This is a genomic window from Tessaracoccus terricola, from assembly GCF_054776555.1.
This window is the reverse complement of the sequence record NZ_BAAHBS010000005.1, coordinates 1,040,954-1,059,405: the sequence shown is the minus strand read 5'-3', so window position 1 is coordinate 1,059,405 and position 18,452 is coordinate 1,040,954. Positions and strand designations below refer to the sequence as shown.

15 protein-coding genes and 1 pseudogene are annotated in these 18,452 nt (G+C 69.8%); 9 read left to right on the top strand and 7 right to left on the bottom strand.

Annotated features, from left to right (window positions below; translation table 11 throughout):
• The first annotated feature begins 33 nt into the window (after positions 1-33).
• The 5 genes from ACYU7G_RS14835 to ACYU7G_RS14815 are packed head-to-tail and all read left to right on the top strand — an operon-like array spanning position 34 to position 4,816.
• Positions 34-1,245, top strand: a complete 1,212-nt coding sequence (locus tag ACYU7G_RS14835; protein ID WP_461109145.1) for a PucR family transcriptional regulator — start codon at positions 34-36, stop codon at positions 1,243-1,245.
• Between the two features lie 56 nt (positions 1,246-1,301).
• On the top strand, positions 1,302-2,243 hold the full coding sequence (locus ACYU7G_RS14830) for an ACP S-malonyltransferase (RefSeq protein WP_461109143.1): 942 nt from the start codon (positions 1,302-1,304) through the stop codon (positions 2,241-2,243).
• Positions 2,244-2,253: 10 nt separating this feature from the next.
• Complete coding sequence (locus ACYU7G_RS14825; protein WP_461109141.1) at positions 2,254-3,243, top strand: beta-ketoacyl-ACP synthase III; 990 nt, start codon at positions 2,254-2,256, stop codon at positions 3,241-3,243.
• A 33-nt stretch (positions 3,244-3,276) separates the two neighbouring features.
• Positions 3,277-3,522, top strand: a complete 246-nt coding sequence (locus ACYU7G_RS14820; protein ID WP_143936555.1) for an acyl carrier protein — start codon at positions 3,277-3,279, stop codon at positions 3,520-3,522.
• A 40-nt stretch (positions 3,523-3,562) separates the two neighbouring features.
• Entirely contained in the window at positions 3,563-4,816 is a 1,254-nt protein-coding gene (locus ACYU7G_RS14815) for a beta-ketoacyl-[acyl-carrier-protein] synthase family protein (protein ID WP_461109139.1), read from the top strand.
• Between the two features lie 12 nt (positions 4,817-4,828).
• Here ACYU7G_RS14815 and ACYU7G_RS14810 read toward each other — a convergent pair whose 3' ends face one another.
• Positions 4,829-5,023 (bottom strand): hypothetical protein, encoded by a 195-nt coding sequence (locus ACYU7G_RS14810; RefSeq protein ID WP_461109137.1) that lies wholly within the window; start codon positions 5,021-5,023, stop codon positions 4,829-4,831.
• A gap of 50 nt (positions 5,024-5,073) precedes the next feature.
• Between ACYU7G_RS14810 and ACYU7G_RS14805 the strand changes: the two genes are divergently transcribed.
• Positions 5,074-5,778 carry a hypothetical protein gene (locus ACYU7G_RS14805; RefSeq protein WP_461109135.1) on the top strand — a complete coding sequence of 235 codons (705 nt, stop codon included), beginning with the start codon at positions 5,074-5,076 and terminating at the stop codon, positions 5,776-5,778.
• Positions 5,779-5,785: 7 nt separating this feature from the next.
• Here the strand turns inward: ACYU7G_RS14805 and ACYU7G_RS14800 are convergent, their stop codons facing one another.
• Positions 5,786-6,310, bottom strand: coding sequence for a DUF3145 domain-containing protein (locus tag ACYU7G_RS14800; RefSeq protein ID WP_461109133.1), 525 nt, complete (start codon positions 6,308-6,310; stop codon positions 5,786-5,788).
• A gap of 195 nt (positions 6,311-6,505) precedes the next feature.
• On the opposite strand from ACYU7G_RS14800, the gene ACYU7G_RS14795 reads away from it, so the two are divergent.
• Together ACYU7G_RS14795 and ACYU7G_RS14790 are read left to right on the top strand one after the other, a co-directional pair.
• Positions 6,506-8,338 (top strand): alpha/beta hydrolase family protein, encoded by a 1,833-nt coding sequence (locus tag ACYU7G_RS14795; protein ID WP_461109622.1) that lies wholly within the window; start codon positions 6,506-6,508, stop codon positions 8,336-8,338.
• 208 nt (positions 8,339-8,546) lie between these two features.
• On the top strand, positions 8,547-11,597 hold the full coding sequence (locus tag ACYU7G_RS14790; protein WP_461109131.1) for a putative mucin/carbohydrate-binding domain-containing protein: 3,051 nt from the start codon (positions 8,547-8,549) through the stop codon (positions 11,595-11,597).
• Between the two features lie 140 nt (positions 11,598-11,737).
• Here the strand turns inward: ACYU7G_RS14790 and ACYU7G_RS14785 are convergent, their stop codons facing one another.
• The 4 genes and pseudogenes from ACYU7G_RS14785 to ACYU7G_RS14770 form a co-directional block, all read right to left on the bottom strand.
• Entirely contained in the window at positions 11,738-12,703 is a 966-nt protein-coding gene (locus ACYU7G_RS14785) for a VWA domain-containing protein (protein WP_461109129.1), read from the bottom strand.
• Positions 12,691-13,671: a VWA domain-containing protein gene (locus tag ACYU7G_RS14780; RefSeq protein WP_461109127.1), complete on the bottom strand. Its 981-nt coding sequence runs from the start codon at positions 13,669-13,671 to the stop codon at positions 12,691-12,693. Before ACYU7G_RS14780 ends, ACYU7G_RS14785 begins: the two co-directional genes overlap by 13 nt.
• Positions 13,668-14,699, bottom strand: coding sequence for a DUF58 domain-containing protein (locus tag ACYU7G_RS14775; protein ID WP_461109620.1), 1,032 nt, complete (start codon positions 14,697-14,699; stop codon positions 13,668-13,670). The genes ACYU7G_RS14780 and ACYU7G_RS14775 overlap by 4 nt, the downstream gene beginning before the upstream one ends.
• 59 nt (positions 14,700-14,758) lie before the next feature.
• A pseudogene (locus ACYU7G_RS14770) lies at positions 14,759-15,766 on the bottom strand (AAA family ATPase); the annotation flags it as partial.
• A 181-nt stretch (positions 15,767-15,947) separates the two neighbouring features.
• Here ACYU7G_RS14770 and ACYU7G_RS14765 point away from each other — a divergent pair.
• Positions 15,948-16,826, top strand: coding sequence for a hypothetical protein (locus ACYU7G_RS14765; RefSeq protein WP_461109125.1), 879 nt, complete (start codon positions 15,948-15,950; stop codon positions 16,824-16,826).
• Between the two features lie 55 nt (positions 16,827-16,881).
• On the opposite strand, the gene ACYU7G_RS14760 is transcribed toward ACYU7G_RS14765, so the two are convergent.
• A complete protein-coding gene (locus ACYU7G_RS14760; RefSeq protein WP_461109123.1) occupies positions 16,882-18,438 on the bottom strand; it encodes a peptidoglycan-binding protein in 1,557 nt (518 codons plus the stop codon).
• Positions 18,439-18,452: the final 14 nt, after the last annotated feature.

Here is an 18,452-nt window from a genome sequence, read left to right as displayed (position 1 = left end):
TCACCACCCGGCCGTAGCCACTAGTCTGTCGGGATGGACTCTGCGCAGCGCCCGAGGGCGGGCACCCTGCCCGCACAGATTGGATCCAGCCGCACCCGCTCGGCCATCCTGAAACGCCTCCGGGCGACCACCGCGACGATGAACACGGCGACGCTGGCCGCGATGGAATCGAGACACGAGTGGTTCACCGAGTTGGACGCCGAGTCTCGTTCCTGGATCAACGTGCTGGCCCGCAGCGGTATCGACGGCTTCGTGACCTGGCTGTCAGGGGAGGATTTCGAGCCCGAGTCCGTCTTCGCCGCCGCGCCGCGGGCCATGGCCGGCCGCATCTCCCTCCGGCAGACGGTGGACCTGGTCCGGACCACCACCGAGGTGGTCGAGGAACAGATCCAGCACCTCCTTCCCCGCGGGGACCGTCAGGCACTGCTGCTCGGAATCGTTCACTACTCCCGCGAGATCGCCTTCGGCGCGGCCGCCATCTACGCCCGGGCGGCCGAGGCCCGGGGCGCCTGGGACTCCCGCATCGAGGCCACCGTCGTCGACGCCGTCGTCCGCGCCGAGACCGACGAATCCGTCCTCTCCCGCGCCTCCACCCTGGGATGGCCCAGTTCGTCGAAGGTGGTGGTGGCCATCGCCGGCGCTCCGAAGGAGGCCCGCATCGAGGACCTGCGACGCGCTGCGCGTCATCTCGGGCTCGAGATGCTGGCCGCACCCCAGGGTGACCGACTCGTGTGCATCTTCGGGGGCCCCCGCGTCACCGACCCGGTGGAGACCTGCGACCTGATCTCTCAACTCGAGGACCACTTCGCAGAGGGCAACGTCATCGTCGGCCCCGTCGCGGAGAACCTCGCCGGTGCACCGGCATCGGCCCGGGCCGCCGCCTCCGGGTTCCGCGCAGCGAAGGCGTGGCCCGAGGGTCCCCGCACCATGCTTTCGGTGGACCTGCTGCCCGAGCGTGCCCTCGCCGGCGACGGACACGCCCGCCGCACCCTCTCCCACGACATCTACGGCGCACTGCGCGGTTCCAAGGAATTGTTGGAAACCTGCGTCGGCTTCCTCGACAGCGGCTCGTCGACGGAGGCGACGGCGCGGGCCCTGTTCATCCACCCCAACACCGTGCGCTACCGCGTGAAGCGCATCCAGGACATCACCGGGTACAACCCCACCGACGCCCGCGAGGCCTACGTCCTGCGGATGGCCGTCACCCTGGGACGCCTTGTGGGAACCCCACAAACCGGTGCTTGAGAAGTTCGTGCCTTTCGATCCGGCATTTCCGACCCCTCGGCGGGCACAGTAGAACCGTGCTTGCAATCGTCGCGCCCGGTCAGGGCGCCCAGACCCCCGGCTTCCTCTCACCCTGGCTCGCCGAACCCCGCTTCGCCGAGAAGCTCGGGGCCCTGGCCGCGGCCAGCGAGCTGGACCTGGCCCGGTTCGGGACCCGGGCGGACGCGGACACCATCCGTGACACGGCCGTCGCACAACCACTGCTGGTCGCCGCGGGGATCGTGACCGCACTGGCCCTCGAAGGCACCGACGCCTTCACCGGGGACACGCTCTTGGCGGGCCACTCCGTGGGTGAGCTCACCGCAGCCGCACTGTCCGGCGTGATCTCCGACACCGACGCCCTCGTCGTCGTCCGTGAGCGCGGACGCGCCATGGCCGAGGCCTCCGCGGCCCGGCCCACCTCCATGACCGCGGTCGTTGGCGGCGAGCCCGAGGACGTGCTCGCCGCCATCGATCGCGCGGGCCTGACTCCCGCCAACAACAACGGCCGCGGCCAGATCGTCGCCGCCGGCACCGTCGAGCAGCTCGACGCCCTGGCCGCGGAGCCCCCGCGACGCGCACGGCTGGTTCCGCTCAGCGTCGCCGGCGCGTTCCACACCGTCCACATGCAGCCCGCCGTGGCACACCTCGAGCAGGTCGTCTCCGACGTAGCGGTGGCCGATCCCGTTACCAAGTTGCTCAGCAACCGCGACGGCGCCCTGGTGGCCGCTGGCCGGGAGGTGCTCGAGCGGATCGTGGCCCAGGTCGCCAACCCGGTGCGTTGGGACCTTTGCATGGAGACGATGGCGCGACACGGCGTCACGGGACTCCTGGAACTCGCCCCATCCGGTACGCTCACCGGGATCGCCAAGCGCAACCTGAAGGGCGTCGGGCTCTTCTCGCTGAACACCCCCGACCAGATCGACGACGCCCGCGCCTTCGTGGCAGCGCACGCCGGCAACACCCCCGTGGAAGCCTGAGGAGACCCAGTTGACCATCAAGACCTCGCAGGGCGCGCAGTACGCACGCATCATGTCGGTGGGAGGTGCTCGCGGCAGCCGCGTCGTCGACAACGCCGAGATGTGCACCATGATCGACTCCACCGACGAGTGGATCACGCAGCGCACCGGCATCAAGGAGCGCCGCTGGGCCACCGAGGACGAGACCGCCGTCTCCCTCGCCTCCGACGCCGCCCGCAAGGCGATCGAGCGCGCCGGGATCGAGCTCGAAGACATCGACGGCGTGATCGTTTCCACCGTCTCGCACTTCCAGCAGACCCCGTCGCTGGCCACCATCGTCGCCGCGGAGCTGGGCCTGCCCGGCAACCCCGCCGCCTACGACATCTCCGCTGCCTGCGCCGGCTTCAGCTACGGCGTCGCCTCCGCCGAGGCCATGGTGCGCACCGGCCAGGCCAAGCACGTCCTGGTCATCGGCGTCGAGCTGCTGTCCCGTTTCATCGACATCAAGGACCGCTCCACGGCGTTCCTGTTCTCCGATGGCGCGGGTGCGGTCATCGTCGGCCCATCCGAGACCCCCGCCATCGGCCCCGTCGTGTGGGGATCCAACCCGGACCAGCACGAGGTCATCGAGATCGACGACTGGCGCGAGGACCGCGGCGGTGAGCCGCCCTACATCCACATGGAGGGGCGAGCCGTCTTCAAGTGGGCCACCACCTACATCGCGGGCAAGACGCTCGAGGCGCTCGAGGTTGCGGGACTGCAGCCGGAGGAACTGGACGTCTTCATCCCCCACCAGGCGAACAACCGGATCACCGATTCGATGTTGCGCCACCTGAAGCTGCCCGAGGGTGTCGTCGTCGCACGCGACATCGTCAACATGGGCAACTCGTCTGCGGCTTCCATTCCGCTGGCGATGGAGACCTTGCTCGAATCGGGCGAGGCCACCAGCGGTCAGACCGCACTGATCATCGGTTTCGGCGCGGGTCTGGTCTTCGCCGGCCAGACCATCGTCCTACCCTGATCACAAACCCAACCACCTGAAAGGGAGCCACCCATGGCAAGCACCGAAGAAATCCGTACCGACCTCGCCGAGATCGTCAACGACGTCGCCGGCGTCGCTGTCGAGGACGTCCAGCTCGACAAGTCCTTCGTCGACGACCTGGGCGTCGACTCGCTGTCGATGGTCGAGATCATCTACGCCTGCGAGGACAAGTTCGGCGTCTCCATCCCCGACGAGGACTCCAAGAACCTCAAGACCGTGGGCGACGCCGTCGCCTACATCGAGCGCGCCGCAAGCTGAACCCCTCACCCCCAGCCGTTCACCCAACCAGGAGCCAGACATGAGCGCGACCACCGTAGTCGTCACCGGTTTCGGAGCCACCACCCCCCTCGGCGGCACCGCCAAGGAGACGTGGGAGGGCCTGCTCGCGGGCCGCTCCGGCGTGAAGACCCTCACCCAGGACTGGGTGGAGGGACTGCCGGTGAGCATCGCGGCCTCCGCCGCCGTCGAGCCCACCGAGCTGATCGACCGCGTCGAGGCACGGCGCCTCGACCGCTCGTCGCAACTGGCCCTCGTTGCCGGCCTCGAGGCCTGGCGCGACGCCGGCTTCGGGCTGGAGGAGGACAACCCGGTTGAACGTGACCGGCTGGGGGTGGCCTGCGCCACCGGCATCGGCGGCCTGCACTCACTGCTCGGCCAGTGGGACGTGCAGAAGGACAAGGGTGCGCGCCGCGTGTCCCCCTTCACCATCCCGATGCTGATGGCCAACGCCCCGGCGGCGAACATCGGCCTGCGCCTGGGTGCCCGCGCCGGCATCCACACCCCCGTGTCCGCCTGCGCCTCGTCCAACGAGGCGATCTCCCTGGGCATCGACATGCTGCGTCTCGGGCGCGCCGACGTCGCCGTCGTGGGTGGTACCGAGGCCGTCATCCATCCCCTGCCGATCGCCTCGTTCGCCAACATGCAGGCGCTGTCCCGGCGCAACGACGAGCCGGAGCGCGCGTCGCGCCCGTGGGACGTGAACCGTGACGGCTTCGTCCTGGGCGAGGGCGCCGTCCTCATGGTCATCGAGACCCTCGAGCACGCCCAGGCCCGCGGTGCGCGCATCTACGGCACGCTCGCCGGTGCCGGAATCTCGGCTGACTCCCACGACATCGTGCAGCCGGACCCGATCGGCTACGGCCAGTCCCTGGCCATGAAGCGCGCCCTCGCGGAGGCCGACCTGGCCCCCAGCGACGTCGTGCACGTCAACGCCCACGCCACCTCAACCCCGCAGGGCGACACCACGGAGGCCGGCTCCATCCGCAAGGCGCTCGGCGACGACACCACCGCCATCCTGACCGGCACCAAGTCCATGACCGGCCACCTCCTGGGTGCGGCGGGTGCGCTGGAAACCTTCGCCACGGTGATGGCGCTGCACGACCGCTTGGTTCCCGGCACCATCAACGTCGACGAGCTCGAGCCAGGCCTGGGCGTCGACGTCGCCACCGAGACACGGGACCTTCCCGAGGGTGACCTGGCGGCCCTGAACAACTCGTTCGGCTTCGGTGGCCACAACGTCGCGATCGCGGTCACGAACCAGAACGCGAACTGACCCGCGCGAGGTTCAGCGGCGCTGGTTCACCCGGAACAGCTTGGCGCCCAGCACCCAGCCGCCGATCCCGGCGACCATGAGCACCACCACCATGCCCAACCGGCCGATGGCGTTGCCCACGGTCAGCCCCGCGACGATGAACACCGCCACCACCAGCACCATGGTGAACAGCGTGGCCATGACGACGCGCACAGCGGGTGAGTCCATGCGGCCCAGCCTAGAGGACTGGCGACGGGCCGACGGCTAGGCTGGCGGGCATGCTCGAACCAGCCCACCCGGACCGGGAAGAGGGACCCGAAGTCGTACTCCTCGATGCCGACGGCGTGGCGCAGGAGGATCCACCCCGGTCACCGTCGCGCGGGCTGCTCGTCGCAGGGATCGCCGGCATCGTCGCCGGGGCGTGCATCACAGCGGCTGGGTTCCTGCTCGGTGGCGGGGATCCGGAGCCACTGCCGGTCGCCTGGGACACCTTCCCCGACGAGGTGCTGGGGCTGGAGCGCGAGGACTTGAAGCCCCGGGCCATGGGCAGGCAGTTGGAGGACCGGTTCGACGCCTACTTCGAGCAGCAGTTGGCCAACCACCGCTTCGCCTACGGCGGCGACGGCGCGGAGGTGGGCTACGTCGATTCCAACGGGGCGATGGCGGTGCGCCTCAGCATTGTGAACGGTTTCCTCGCACCGCCCCTGCCCTGGCTGCCGGACGCCGCGCAGGTGCCCGGGGACCTCGGCCAGCGCCAGGTGACCGTGGGGGACGTCCGTTGCGCGGTGGAGACCTACTACGTCTCGAACGGGGACAGTTCTGAGATGCAGGAGGTCGAGGCCCCCAACTGCGTGCTCAACGACGAGCACAGCGGCATCGGCCTCCGCCTGCAGGGCCCGATCGGCAGCTGGGAGGATCCGCTGCACACCCCGGAGGACTTCGCAGAGGCGCTGGTGGCCATCCACGCAGCACTGGTGCGCTGAGCCGCCCTCACACCACCTGGTGCAACCAGCGCACGGGTACGTCGTCGCCGGCGTAGCGGAACACGTCGAGTTCCTCGTCCCACGGCACCCCGAGCAGGCCCTCGAGCGCCTTGTGGATACCCTCGCCGCCCAGGGCGTCATTGGCGACGGCACGCTTGATCCGGTCCTCGCCCACGAGGATGTCGCCGTGGACGCCGGTGGTGGCGCTGAAGGCACCCAGGGAGGGGGTGAAGCTGAAGCGCTGGCCGTCGGCGCCGGGGGACGCGTCCTCGGTGACCTCGAAGCGCAGGCGCTGGAATCCGCCGAGCTTGCTGGCCAGTTCGGCACCGGTGCCGGCGCGTCCCACCCAGGACAGTTCGGCGCGACGGGAGCCGCGCTCCGCGGGCTGGTCCGCCCACTCGAGGGAGACCTGGTTCTCGAGGACGGCGCCCACGGCCCATTCGACGTGGGGGCACAGCGCTGCAGGCGTCGAGTGGATGAAGACCATCCCTCGCGCCTTGGGCTGACTCACAGCAGTCATGCGTGCGGTCATGTTCAGTTCCTCCTGGTCTCGGCCGGATTGCCTTCCCCTGCGATCCATCCGAGCCAGTCAGTCCATCTTGCACCAGCCGGGCGGCCAGTACAACTGCTCGTGGACTCCCCCGCGCACGCCGGGACCCAACCTCGGTTGACTACGACGGGAGCGAAATCCCCACCGGAGTCGGGTATACATGGGCTCGTGAGCGCAATGATCTCCCTCGACGATGCACTGACCGGTACCGATTCGATCCGCCAGGTGCGGGCCACCGAAGCCGGGGTGCACTGGCTCGCGAGCATCGCCACCCAGGACAACCGCACGACGGTCCGTCGGTTCCGCGACGGCGAGGTCACCGACCTGACGCCGGAGGCCAACGTCCGCTCCCGTGTCATGGAGTACGGCGGCGGCGCCTACGACGCCGCGGATGACCTCGTGGTGTGGGTGGACGACCTAACCAAGCAGGTTTGGCTGCTCGACGGCGACGCCCGGCGCCCCTTCACCCCGTCGCAGGAACGCTTCCGTTTCGGCGGCCTCCACCTGGTCCCGGAGCGCCGCATCGTCGTGGCGGTCCGCGAAGACCACGACGCCACCCCCGAGCCGCGCACCGAGATCGTCGCGCTCCACCTCGACGGCGACAACGCCGACGGCGGCCGCGTCCTGGTCACCGGAGCCGACTTCTACGCCGGCCCCGCCGTCAAGGGCCACCGCCTGGCCTGGTTCCAGTGGATGCACCCCAACATGAGCTGGGACAGTGCCGAGGTGATGCTCGGCTCCCTCGACGACCCCGCAGACATGCAGGTGGTGGCCGGGGGCAACGGCGTCAGCGCGCAGCACCCCCTGTGGCTGCAGAGCGCCCTGGCCTGGACCTCCGACGAGACTGGCCACTGGAACTGGTACCACGGCAACCAGGAGCGGCACGTCAGCTTCGCCGTGGAGCGGGACTGCGACATCCCCACCTGGGTGCTGGACGCACCGCCGGCCTGCATCGTGAACGATGACCTGGTGGCCACGGTCGAGATCGCCGACGGCGCCGGGGCGCTGACACTGTGGCAGCCCAGCACCGGTGGCGTCACCCGGCTGCTGCCGGGCACCTCCTTCATCGAGTCCATCTCCAGCATCGACGAGCACATCTACGTGATCGCCGCCTGGGCCAAGCGCCCCCAGACCCTGGTGCACATCTCCCCCGACGGGCAGGTCAGCGAGATCGTCGGCGGGGAGCCGCTGCCCGATCCAGTGGCGCCCCAGGCCCGCTGGGCCGACGGCGAGGCAGGTCCCGTCCACTCCTGGTTCTACGCACCCGAGGGCGCCGAGAACCCGCCGCTGCTGGTCAAGACGCACGGCGGACCCACCAGCGCCGCCCGCTCCGACTACGACCGAGAGATCCAGTTCTGGGTCTCCCGCGGGTTCGCGCTGCTGGACGTCAACTACTCCGGATCCACCGGCTTCGGCCGCGCCTACCGCGACCGCCTGAAGCACCGCTGGGGACTGCTCGACGTGAGCGACGTCGTCGCCGCCGTCGGCGAGGTCACCGCAGCCGGGCTGGCCGACGCCGACCGAGTGGCCATCATGGGCGGCAGCGCCGGCGGCTACACCACCCTGCAGTCGCTGGTCACCACCGACGTCTTCGCGGCCGGCATGAGTTCCTACGGCATCGGGGACCTGCGCACCCTGGCCACCGACACCCACAAGGCCGAGTCCCGCTACCCCGACTCGCTCGTGGGGCCGTGGCCCGAGGCCGAGCAGACCTACCTCGAGCGCTCCCCCATCACCCAGTTGGAGAACCTCTCCACCCCGATGCTCATCCTGCAGGGGATGGACGACAAGGTGGTGCCGCCCAACCAGGCCTTCGACATGGCCGAGGCCGTGCGGGCGAAGGGGCAGCCCCTGGCACTGGTGACGTTCGAGGGCGAGGGCCACGGCTTCCGCTCGATGGCGGCCAGGCGCACGGCGCTGGAGTCGAAGGTCTCGTTCCTGCAGCAGGTCTTCGGCATGGAACACAGCGACGACGTCCCGGTCCTGGAGATCGAGAACCTCCCTCAGTGATCACACGTCTGATCACTTTCCCTGAGCGATGCCACGAACCCTGCTGAAACTGACCCCACCAGCGCCTTAACGTGCGAGCGCGGCACGGCCCGTCCAGCGTCGGACGGGAGAAGATGCCGTCGTCGCACCACGACAGGTGCTGGAGGAATCCTTGTCAAACCCGAACCGCAGGACCAGGACGCTATTCGCGTTACTGCTTGCCTGGGCGTTGTCGACCACCTTGGTGCTCGTCGCCCCCTCGGCCGCGAAGGCCGATCCCGTGACCCACTCCCGAACCCTGACCCCGTTGGCCGATGGCAACGACGTCATCACCCAGATCGGCACCAACCGCGGCCGCGGCATGATGCGGGAGTCGCTCGGGATCTCCGTCGACGCCGACGCCGTAATCGAGGCCCGCGTCACTAATGGCGTGGCCGACGTCGTGGTGGCGCTCACCACCGACGACCACCAGCAGGACGTCCAGGGCACGCTGCCCGTCGACGGCTCGTGGAAGTCGTTGACCGCCAACAAGGCGAGCGCCGTGTTCGTCCGCTCACGCGAGTGGGCGACCGCACCGCAGGTGGAGTACCGCGTCGCCTCCGGAACCGAGCACGTCACCCCCGAGTACAACCTGGGTGGGTCCCAGTCGGCATTCGTGGCCCAGTGGGCCGGCGGGGCCTCGCCGTTCGCGCTCGTGGTGGACCAGGCGTTCACCATGCTCCTGCCCCGCGTCGACCTGCCCAAGGTGCAGGACATGTCGTGGTCCGACTTCGCGGACCTGGACGAGGTGATCGAGAGCTACCGGCTCCTGATCGGCACCTACAACCAGTGGCTGGGGATCGACGACGCCCACGCGGACCCGGTCCACCACGACCTGCCGCAGGGTTACTTCATCCGCCCCGACGTCAACGGTCCGGGTCTGGCCTACTACGGCCCGAACAACGCCATCGGCACCAACAACGAATCGGTGAGCTACTACCTGCAGGGCCCCGGCTCCTGGCTGATCCTGCACGAGGTGGGCCACGGCTACGACGGCATGATGACCGGCAACAACGGCCCCACGGACATGCACCTGGGCGAGGTCTGGAACAACGTGTACGCCTACCTGTACCAGACCACAATCGCCGGGCAGGAAGCCTCCAACTGGCTGTACAGCAACGGCCGCGCCGCCGGCCAGAAGGGCTACGACGACGCCCGGCACGCCACCGGCGGGCAGGACTTCAACGAGATCAACGTCCGCCTGCGCCTGGACGTGCTGACGAGGATCGCGGAGCTCACCGGTGTCGACGGCTTCGTCGGCTTCAACCGCGGCTTGCGGGAACTGCGGGCGGACTCGGGGTTCAGTTCCTGGCCCAGCCGCAACGACCTGGTGGCCGAACTCTGGGGGCAGGCCCGTGGCTACGACCTGCTGCCCTGGTTCTCCCAGTTCAACCTGCCTGTCAGCGCCGACATGGAGGCCGGGATCGTTGACCACCAGCGGTTGCCGGGGGTGCTGCCGGTGGGCGACTACTTCGACGACCGCGCGCGCGCCCAGGCCGCGGCCACGGCGTTGGGGCTGGACTCCCCCGGCCGGCTGGTCCCCACGACCGACCTCCTCCACCTCGGCCACACGGGCACGTTGACGGTGGCTGCCGACATCGCAGATGTGTCCCGCGTCGAGGGTGGAGCCGCGTCGCTGTGGACCGGGACCTCCCTGGTGGGACAGGCCCAGTTCGTCGACGGCGTGGCCGACTTCGGCACCCTGCCGATCGGCAGCTACACGCTCCGGTTCCCGCAGGACGCCGTCACGGGCACCGTGCCGCAACGCCAGGCGGTCCGGGTGGCCGACGGCGAGGCGACCGCGGCGGCCGTCACCTACCCGAGCACGGCCGCCCCCAGTTCGGTCAACGGCACCCGTCTCGTGCTGCAGGGCCTCGGCAACGGCAACTTCGCCGAGGTGCTGCACGACGCCGCTGCCGGTGAGATCACTATCACCGACGGGCTCGGCGCCCCGCACACCTACTTCATCGGCGAGGAGTACGCGCACGTCACGGTGACCTCGGGCGGCACCACGCTGTTCGACCGCAGCTTCGTCGGCGACGCCGCACGGCCCGCCCTGGAGCGGATCACCACCGTGCCGGCCGCGGTGGGCACCACCATCACCGTCCGGCACCGCGAGTACTCCACCCGGCTCCAGGAGACCGACGGCGTGACGGGCGCGGCGAAGCCCAGCCTCAACGCCTCCTCCGAGACCACCCAGTACGAGGTCACCGAGTTCGGTCTGGTCAAGGTGGGCGGCGGCGCCGACGTCGAGGCCGAGTTCGAAACGGCCCTGACGGCAGCGCTCGCACGGCTGCAGCAGACGGCTTCGGCGAACCCGGGCGCCCGGCTCGAGGTGGCGGCATCCGCACTGCGCAACGCCGTCGCACAGCTGACCGACGCCACAGCCCGCGCTGACCTGTTGGCGCAGTACGGCACGCTCCTGGACGGGTTGGTGCGGCCGGCCACGACGGCCGCGGTCGACCTCGCCCTCGCGACACCGCTCGCCGCGCAGGCCGGGCAGCCGTCGTCGAACCTGTTCGACGGTGACCTGACCACCGCGTTCCACTCGCCCTGGGCAACGGCTGTGACCTTCCCCTACGAGATCGACCTCGACCTGGGGGCTGATCCGATCGAGCTGGACTCGTTGGTGCTGGTCCCGCACGACCCGGGCGGCAGCGGCTCGTCGAACGGGCGGCCTGCACAGTACCGGGTGCTGGCCGGCGACGACGCCTCGTCACTGGCGGAGGTCGCCTCCGGTACCTTCGCCGACGACGCCACCGCCAAGGTGGTGCCGCTGCAGGGCCGGGCGAAGTTCGTGCGCCTCGAGATCGCAGGGAGCTACGGCACCACGCCGGACAAGTGGGTCTCGGCCCGTGAACTCCAGGTGTTCGGCCAAGCACCCGGGGCGCTGTCGGTGACCATGGCGAGGACTGACACGATCACGTCACCCGGGGTGGGTGACGTGCTCACCTTCGACGTCACCTACACCAACAACACGGCGACGGCGGTGACGGTGTTCCCGCGCAGCAGCAACCTGTCCGGGACGCTCACCACCGGGGCGCCGAACTGCCGCTACAAGAGCCTGGGGGCCGGGGTCACGCACACCTGCACGTCGGCCTCACACACCGTGACGGCGGCGGATGTCGCGGCCGGGCGGTTCACCCCGGCCCTTGTCCTCGACGCCACCTCCGACCACAACGGCGCCGCCGTGCTGGAGGCAGGCTTCGTGGCAAGCAGCGCGACGGTGGTGCTCGGCTGAGTTCGGCCCTTCGAGGCTCGCTGCCGCTCGCACCTCAGGGCGACGGGGGTCCAGTTCCCTGAGGTACGAGCCTCGAAGGGCCACTGGGGTCAAGTTTCTCTGAGGTGCGAGCTCGCGAGCCTCGAAGGGCTTTCCAGCGATCAGGGCCAGCGGGCGCCCAGCGAGATGACGCCCAGCGCGGCACCGATGGCGAAGATGATCGCCAGACCGGCGTAGCGGTCCGTGACCTCCATCGGCACGCGTTCGTAGCCGATGTCGGAGCGGATGGCCTCGTAGATCTCGCGCAGTTCGCTGGCGGTCTCGGCGGAGAACTTCTTGCCGCCGGAGCGCTTGGCGATCTCGGATAGCTCGTAGTGGTCCACGGCCACCCGCTGCCGCTGGCCGTTGGACTCCACCCAGCCGTCCTGGGTGCCGTAGGCGATGGTGTAGATCGGGACGCCCTGTTCCTTGGACTTCTCGGCAGCGGTGGCGGAGTTGCGGCCCATGTTGGTGGCGCCGTCGGCCAGCAGCACGATGGCTGCGGGCGGTACGGAGTCCGGGTCGTCGGGGTCCGGCGGCACCATCTTGAGGGCCTCCAGGCTGGCGTAGATCCCCTCACCGGTGGCGGTGGAGGGGGCCAGTTTCAGGGCGTCGATGGCACGGGTGACGGCGCCGCGGTCGATGGTGGGCGGGACGGCGACGTTGGCGGTGCCGGCGAAGGACACCAAAGCCACGTTGAACCGTTCCGGCAGGTTCATCACGAACTGCTTCGCAGATGCCTTGGCCGCGTCCAGCCGGTTGGGTTCCACGTCGGTGGCCTCCATGGACCACGACACGTCGATCACCACCACCACCGAGGCTCGGTCCCGGGGCTGGTTCGCGTAGTCCTTCGGCATCGCCCACGCGATGATCAGCGATGCCAGGGACAGCAGCGCCAGCAGCACGGCGCCGTGGCGCTTCCACGCGGCGTCCTTGGGCAGGACGAGCTTCAGGCGGTTGGAGACCTTGGACTTGGTCTGCTTGCCGGACAGCACGACGTAGAGGATGGCCACCAGTGGGATGACCAGCAGCGCCCACAGCCGGTTGGGGGCCAGGAACTCGAGGGCGAGGGGGGTCATCTCGGCCACCTCGCAGCCATCATCACAGCGCCCAGTGCGGCCACGATCGCGAACCCGAGGGCGCCGAAGGCGTACTGGGCGGTGATGGGCTTGGCGACCTCTTCGTACCCGACCGACGAGCCGATCTCCCGGTACGCGTCGGCCAGCGAGTCAGCGCTGTCAGCGTTCACGGCCCTGCCTCCCGTCTCCTGCGCGATGGCCTGCAACGTGGCGACGTCGGGGGCGACGTTCTCCCGCACGCCGTCGATGTCCACGTACCCATTCTGCGTGCCGTAGGCAATTGTGAAAACAGGCACCTCGGCGGCCTTCGCCGCAGCGGCCGGCCCGGAGTGGCCCGCGCCGACGGTGTTGGTGCCGTCGGAGAGCATCACCACCATGGCGGGAGGCGGCTCCTCGTTGTCCCCGACGGGCGCCTGCTCGATGGCCTCCAGGGAGACCGTGATGGCCTCCCCGAGCGCAGTGCCCTCCTCCAACTGGAGCGCCATCAGCGCCCGTTCGAACGCGCCCCGGTCCGTGGACGGCGGCATCTTGATCTGGGGCGTGCCGTTGAGCGAGACCAACGCGACGTTGTAGCCCACCGGCAGGCCGTTGACGAACGTCAGCGCCCCCTCCTTCGCGGCAGCCAGCCGGTCCGGCTCGACGTCCTCGGCCTGCATGGACAGGGAGGTGTCCACCACCATCACGACGGTGGCGCGCTCCCGTGGCACCCGGTCCGTGCCCAGCGGCTGCGCCCAGGCCAGGCCGAGCGCCACCAGCGAGCACAGGCTCATGGCGACGGCGAGGTGCCGCGTCCAACGGCGCTGTGACCCGACGACCGAACCCAGGACACCGGTGTTGGTGAAACGGAAGGAGACCTTGCCCTTCATCCGCATCAGGAGGATGTAGACCAGCACCAGGATGGGCAGGGCGACCAGCACCCAGAGCCGCTCGGGGGTCTTGAACTCGGGAAGCAAGAGCGGGACCAGCTGTGGGATCACTTGCTGACCCCCTGCGGCGGCTGGTGCAGCATGCTCGCCACGCGTCGGTAGTTGAGCACGAACCGGGCGATGTCGGTGACCCAGTCCCTGTCGGTGCGGAGCTGGATGTGGCCGGCGCCGGCGCGGCGGATGGCCACCTTCACCCGCTCTCGCTGTGCGCGGGTGGCGGCGTCCATGCGGGCGCGCGCCTCGGCGTCGGAGGTGTTGATGTAGCGCCGGAACGAGGTCTCGGGGTCCCGGATCAGCATCTCACCCACGTCGGGGAACTCCATCTCGTGCCGGTCGATGACCTCGACGCACAGCACCTGGTTGCGCACCGCCAGCCGACGGATGGCCCGCTCCCATGGGGGTTCGACGTCGGGGTTGAGCTCATGGTCGCCGGCGGTCAGGAAGTCGGAGACCACCACCCGCATGCCGCGGCGGCGCTGGGAGCGGGCGAGCTGTTCGATGCCGTCGGCGAGTTCCATCCCACCGGGGGCGTTGTCGGGCACGATCGGCTCGGTGAGCAGTTTGCGCAGGAGCGCGTAGAGGGCGTTGCGGCCGGAGCGGGCCTGCAGCCGCTTCACGCGGTCGGGCAGCATCATCATGCCGCCGAAGCGGTCGCCCATCTTCTGGCTGAGGAACCCGATGGTGGCGATCGCGGCGATCCCCAGGTCGCGCTTGGTGATGCCCTCGGTCCCCCAGTTCATCGACGGGGTGACGTCCAGCAGCGCCCAGATCTCCAGCTCGCGGTCCGCCATGGTGTCACGGACGTGCGGGACGGTGGTACGGGCGGTGACGGCCCAGTCGATCTTGCGGACGTCGTCCTGCCCGGGCTGGTAGACGCGGGCATCGTTGGTGTCCGAGCCGGGCCCGGGCAGCAGGCCCAGGTGGTCGCCGTGCAGGAACCCCTCGAGCCGACGGACCACCGTCAGTTCGAGCCGTCGCAGCGCCGCCTCGGGTGCGAGGCGGTTGAGTGGGATGGTCGGGCCCGTGGGGACCTTGAGCACCGACGTCGCGGCCCCGGCGTCCCGGCCCCTGCCGGGCACCGGCAGCAGCGGGGCGCCGCTGGGGGGCGCGAAGGAGACCTCAGCCAAGACGGTCCCCCTTATCGACGTGCGGGCTGGTGGGCGTGCTGCTGGTGGCTGGTCTGGCGCTGCTCGGAGTTCCACACGGGGGTGGGTGCGGGCACCATCGCGAGGATGCGCTCGACGACGTCGGCGGTCTGGATGTTGTCCGCGACGGCGTCGAAGCCGAGCACGAGGCGGTGCGACATCACGTCGCGCGCCACGGCCTGCACGTCCGTCGGCAGGACGTAGTCGCGGCCGTTGATCAGAGCGAGCGCACGGGCGGCGGCGACGAGACCGAGGGTGGCTCGCGAGGAGCAGCCGATCTGGATGACGGGCTCGAGGTCCGGCATCCCGAACTCGGCCGGGGTGCGCGATGCCAGCACGAGGCGCACGATGTACTCGCTGACGAGGTTGTGCACGAACACGTTGGACGCCATGTCCTGCAGGTGACGCACCAGTTCCGGGTTCAGCACGGGCTCGGCCACCGGCGGCTTGACGCTCATGCGGCGCAGGATCTCGAACTCCTCGTTGCCGCGCGGGTAGGGAACGTCCACCTTGAGCAGGAAGCGGTCACGCTGGGCCTCCGGCAGTGGGTAGACACCCTCGGACTCGACGGGGTTCTGGGTTGCGATGACGATGAACGGATCGGGTGCCGGGTAGGTCTGGCCGCCCAGGGAGACCTGCTTCTCCGCCATCAGCTCCAGCATCGCGGACTGCACCTTGGCTGGTGCACGGTTGATCTCGTCGGCGAGGACGAAGTTCACGAACACCGGGCCGAGCTCGATCTCGAAGCTCTCGGAGTTCTGGGAGTAGATCCGGGTGCCGACGATGTCCGAGGGCACCAGGTCCGGGGTGAACTGCACGCGCGCGAAGTCGCTGCCGACGACGGTGGCGAACGAGCGCACGGCGAGGGTCTTCGCGGTGCCGGGAACACCCTCGAGGAGGCAGTGGCCCTTTGCGAGCAGCGAGACCATCAACTGCTGGACCATGTGCTCCTGGCCCACGATGACTCGCTGGACCATGCTGATGGCTGTGCCCAACAGCTTGGACGCATCGGCGACGTTTGCCGGGAGGGCCGGGCTGACGGCTGGTGTGCTCACTGATTGACTCCTGATGGTTCCTCGCGTTCGGGATCGTGGATCCCGGGACAACCCTACAGCCCGATCCATCCACCCCGACGTGGCTCGGGGAGCCGGTTGGCATCGGGATGTGGTGTCATAGGGGGTGATGAGCGAGCCATCCGGACCCCAGCAACCCGCTGACCCCTTGTCGGGTCTGGCGGCCCACTACCCGTTGTCGGCGGAGGATCCGGTCAAGATCGGTGACTACTGGCTGGACTCCCGGCTGACGGCCACGAAGGCCGGCATGGCGTTCTCGGCGCACGAGAACGACGGCGACTCGGTGATGGTGATCCTCCTCAGCGGTGGCGCCGCGGCCGACGCGGCTGCCCGCTCCCGGTTCTCCGGGGAGATCAATGCGATGCACATCGACACCGTCGTCGCCCGCGGCGGCGAGGGACAGGACGAGGGCCGGATGGCCGTCCGGTTCCGCGACGAGTCCGACGACCCGATCGTCGCCGAGCACCAGCCACTGGCCCCGTGGGTGGCGATCGCCTTCGACGGGACGCTGCGCGCCGTCGGCGAGGCGGAGCGCGTGCTGCACGCCGTCGACCTCGAACTGACCGCCCCTCTGGGCAAGCCCTCGGGCCCCGACTACAAGCTGCACTGGTCCGACAACACGGCCCACGGCACCACGCGGCTGTGGCCGCTGCCGTGGCCGGGCCGCTCCGACCGCGCCGGCTGGATCTCGATGTTGGTGTCCTGGCTGCTGATGCTGCTGATCGCGGCGGTGGCGGTGCTGCTGGCCATCCTCGTGTTCCAGAACCAGCCCCCAGTCAGCCCTCCCCCGCCGATCCCGAGTGACGGCTCCGGGGAACCCCAGTCCGGTGAGCCGACCAGCGGCGAACCGACCGAGGGCGAGTCCCAGAGCGCCTCGCCCGAGGACTCGCGGGGCAACGAGCCGCCGCCGTCGGACGACCCCTCGATGATGCAGCCCTCCGGCGACGAGTCCGGCCCGGGCGACCCGTCGCCGAACAAGAAGTTGTGACATGCAGGTGCCGGGCGGAGCTCCTCCGCACGGCACCGTGCACGTCAGGGCCGTCTCAGCCCAGGGCGGCCCACGTCTGGGGACCCACCACGCCGTCGGCCACCAGTCCCCGACTGCGCTGGAAGCTGCGCACCATGGACTCCGTCGCCGGCCCGAACTGGCCGTCGGCGGTCAGCGAGTAGCCCCAGAAGCTGAGCCGCTGCTGCAGGTGGCGGACGTCCTCACCGGTGGCGCCGCGACGGAGAGTGGGCCGCACCGTCGTCCCGCCCGTGCTGCCACCGGAGCCGCCCGTCGAACCACCGGAGGAACCGCCCCACCCACCGGAGCCGCCTGAATCGCCACCCCCGGAACCGCCGGACGAGCCGCCCCAGCCTCCGCTGGAACCACCCGACGAACCACCGGAACCACCCGAGGATCCGCCCCAGCCACCGCTGGAACCTCCCGTCGAGCCTCCGGTGGCGCCGCCAGTGGTCCCGCCGCCGGTGGTGGCACCCTCGAGCGCCGCCCAGGTGTTCGGACCGACGACGCCGTCAGCGGTCAGACCGACACGGGCCTGGAAGCTGCGCACGGCAGATTCGGTGGCCGCGCCGAACTGGCCGTCCAGGGACAACCAGGCGCCGTGCTCGGTCAGCTTCTGCTGCAGGTAGCGCACGTCCTCCCCGGACGAGCCGCGCCGCAGTGTCGGACGGGCGGTGTTCGTGGGTTGCTGCCCACCACCGGACCCGCCGCCGCTCGGCCCGCTCGGCGCGGCCACGGTGAACGGCCGCTGGCCCTGGAACCCCTGCGAGATGGGGCCGACGGTGAAGTAGTTCGGGGTCTGGTCCGGCGGCATCCGCCGGGCGATCGCCCCGTGGAAGGAGACGTAGTCACCGGAGAAGGAGCCCCCGGCCCACACGTTCAGCAGCTGCTCGGTGAACAGGCCGTTGAAGGATCCGTCGCTGGAGAGCTGGTTGTCCTGGCAGCCGGAGAGCAGGATGAGTTCGGCAGCCAGATCGGTGCTGCGGTCCCCGCCACCGGCGAGCGCCTGGACCGACGAGTACAGGTCGCGGCGGCGCTCGGCGTCGGCGATGCAGACGCTCAGCGGCATGTTCCGCGGGACGAGTCGGGGGACTTCGACCTGGTCCCCCCAGAACTCCTCCCCGAGGGGGTTGCGGACCAGCGCCTCGCGGGTGGCCAGGGCCAGCACCGTGCGGGCCACCGTTCCCGAGTGGCACGAGTCCAAGACCACGACGATGCGGGATCCCGCCGGGAACTGTGCGTACATGCGGTGCAGCTCGTCGTCGAGCACCTGCCTGTCGTAGAGGCACCAGGTCTCGTCCATACCGTCGTCCTCGTCGTTGCTCGCGTCGGGGATCTGGCCGCCGTGGCCGGCGTAGGTGATCAGGGCGATGTCGCCGGCGCGCGTCATGCTCGCCATGTCGGACAGGGCGGTTAGCACCGCACCGGAGGTGGCCTGGGCGTCCAGGAGCTGTCGGACCTGGAAGCCCTGGCTCTGGGCGATGTCCCGCATCGAGTTGGCGTCGTTCACGCAGCCGGCCAGGACGCTCGGGGCGGGTATGTAGGCGTTCGGGTCAACCACGTTGACCCCGATGTGGAGTGAGTATCCAGTCATTGGAGTTTCCTTCC

Excerpts from the sequence above, each read along its gene's own strand:
- ACYU7G_RS14835 (WP_461109145.1), top strand. The coding sequence starts at position 34 with ATGGACTCTGCGCAGCGCCCGAGGGCGGGCACCCTGCCCGCACAGATT.
- ACYU7G_RS14820 (WP_143936555.1), top strand. The coding sequence starts at position 3,277 with ATGGCAAGCACCGAAGAAATCCGTACCGACCTCGCCGAGATCGTCAAC.
- ACYU7G_RS14815 (WP_461109139.1), top strand. The coding sequence starts at position 3,563 with ATGAGCGCGACCACCGTAGTCGTCACCGGTTTCGGAGCCACCACCCCC.
- ACYU7G_RS14810 (WP_461109137.1), bottom strand. The coding sequence starts at position 5,023 with ATGGACTCACCCGCTGTGCGCGTCGTCATGGCCACGCTGTTCACCATG.
- ACYU7G_RS14805 (WP_461109135.1), top strand. The coding sequence starts at position 5,074 with ATGCTCGAACCAGCCCACCCGGACCGGGAAGAGGGACCCGAAGTCGTA.
- ACYU7G_RS14800 (WP_461109133.1), bottom strand. The coding sequence starts at position 6,310 with ATGACCGCACGCATGACTGCTGTGAGTCAGCCCAAGGCGCGAGGGATG.
- ACYU7G_RS14795 (WP_461109622.1), top strand. The coding sequence starts at position 6,506 with ATGATCTCCCTCGACGATGCACTGACCGGTACCGATTCGATCCGCCAG.
- ACYU7G_RS14765 (WP_461109125.1), top strand. The coding sequence starts at position 15,948 with ATGAGCGAGCCATCCGGACCCCAGCAACCCGCTGACCCCTTGTCGGGT.
- ACYU7G_RS14760 (WP_461109123.1), bottom strand. The coding sequence starts at position 18,438 with ATGACTGGATACTCACTCCACATCGGGGTCAACGTGGTTGACCCGAAC.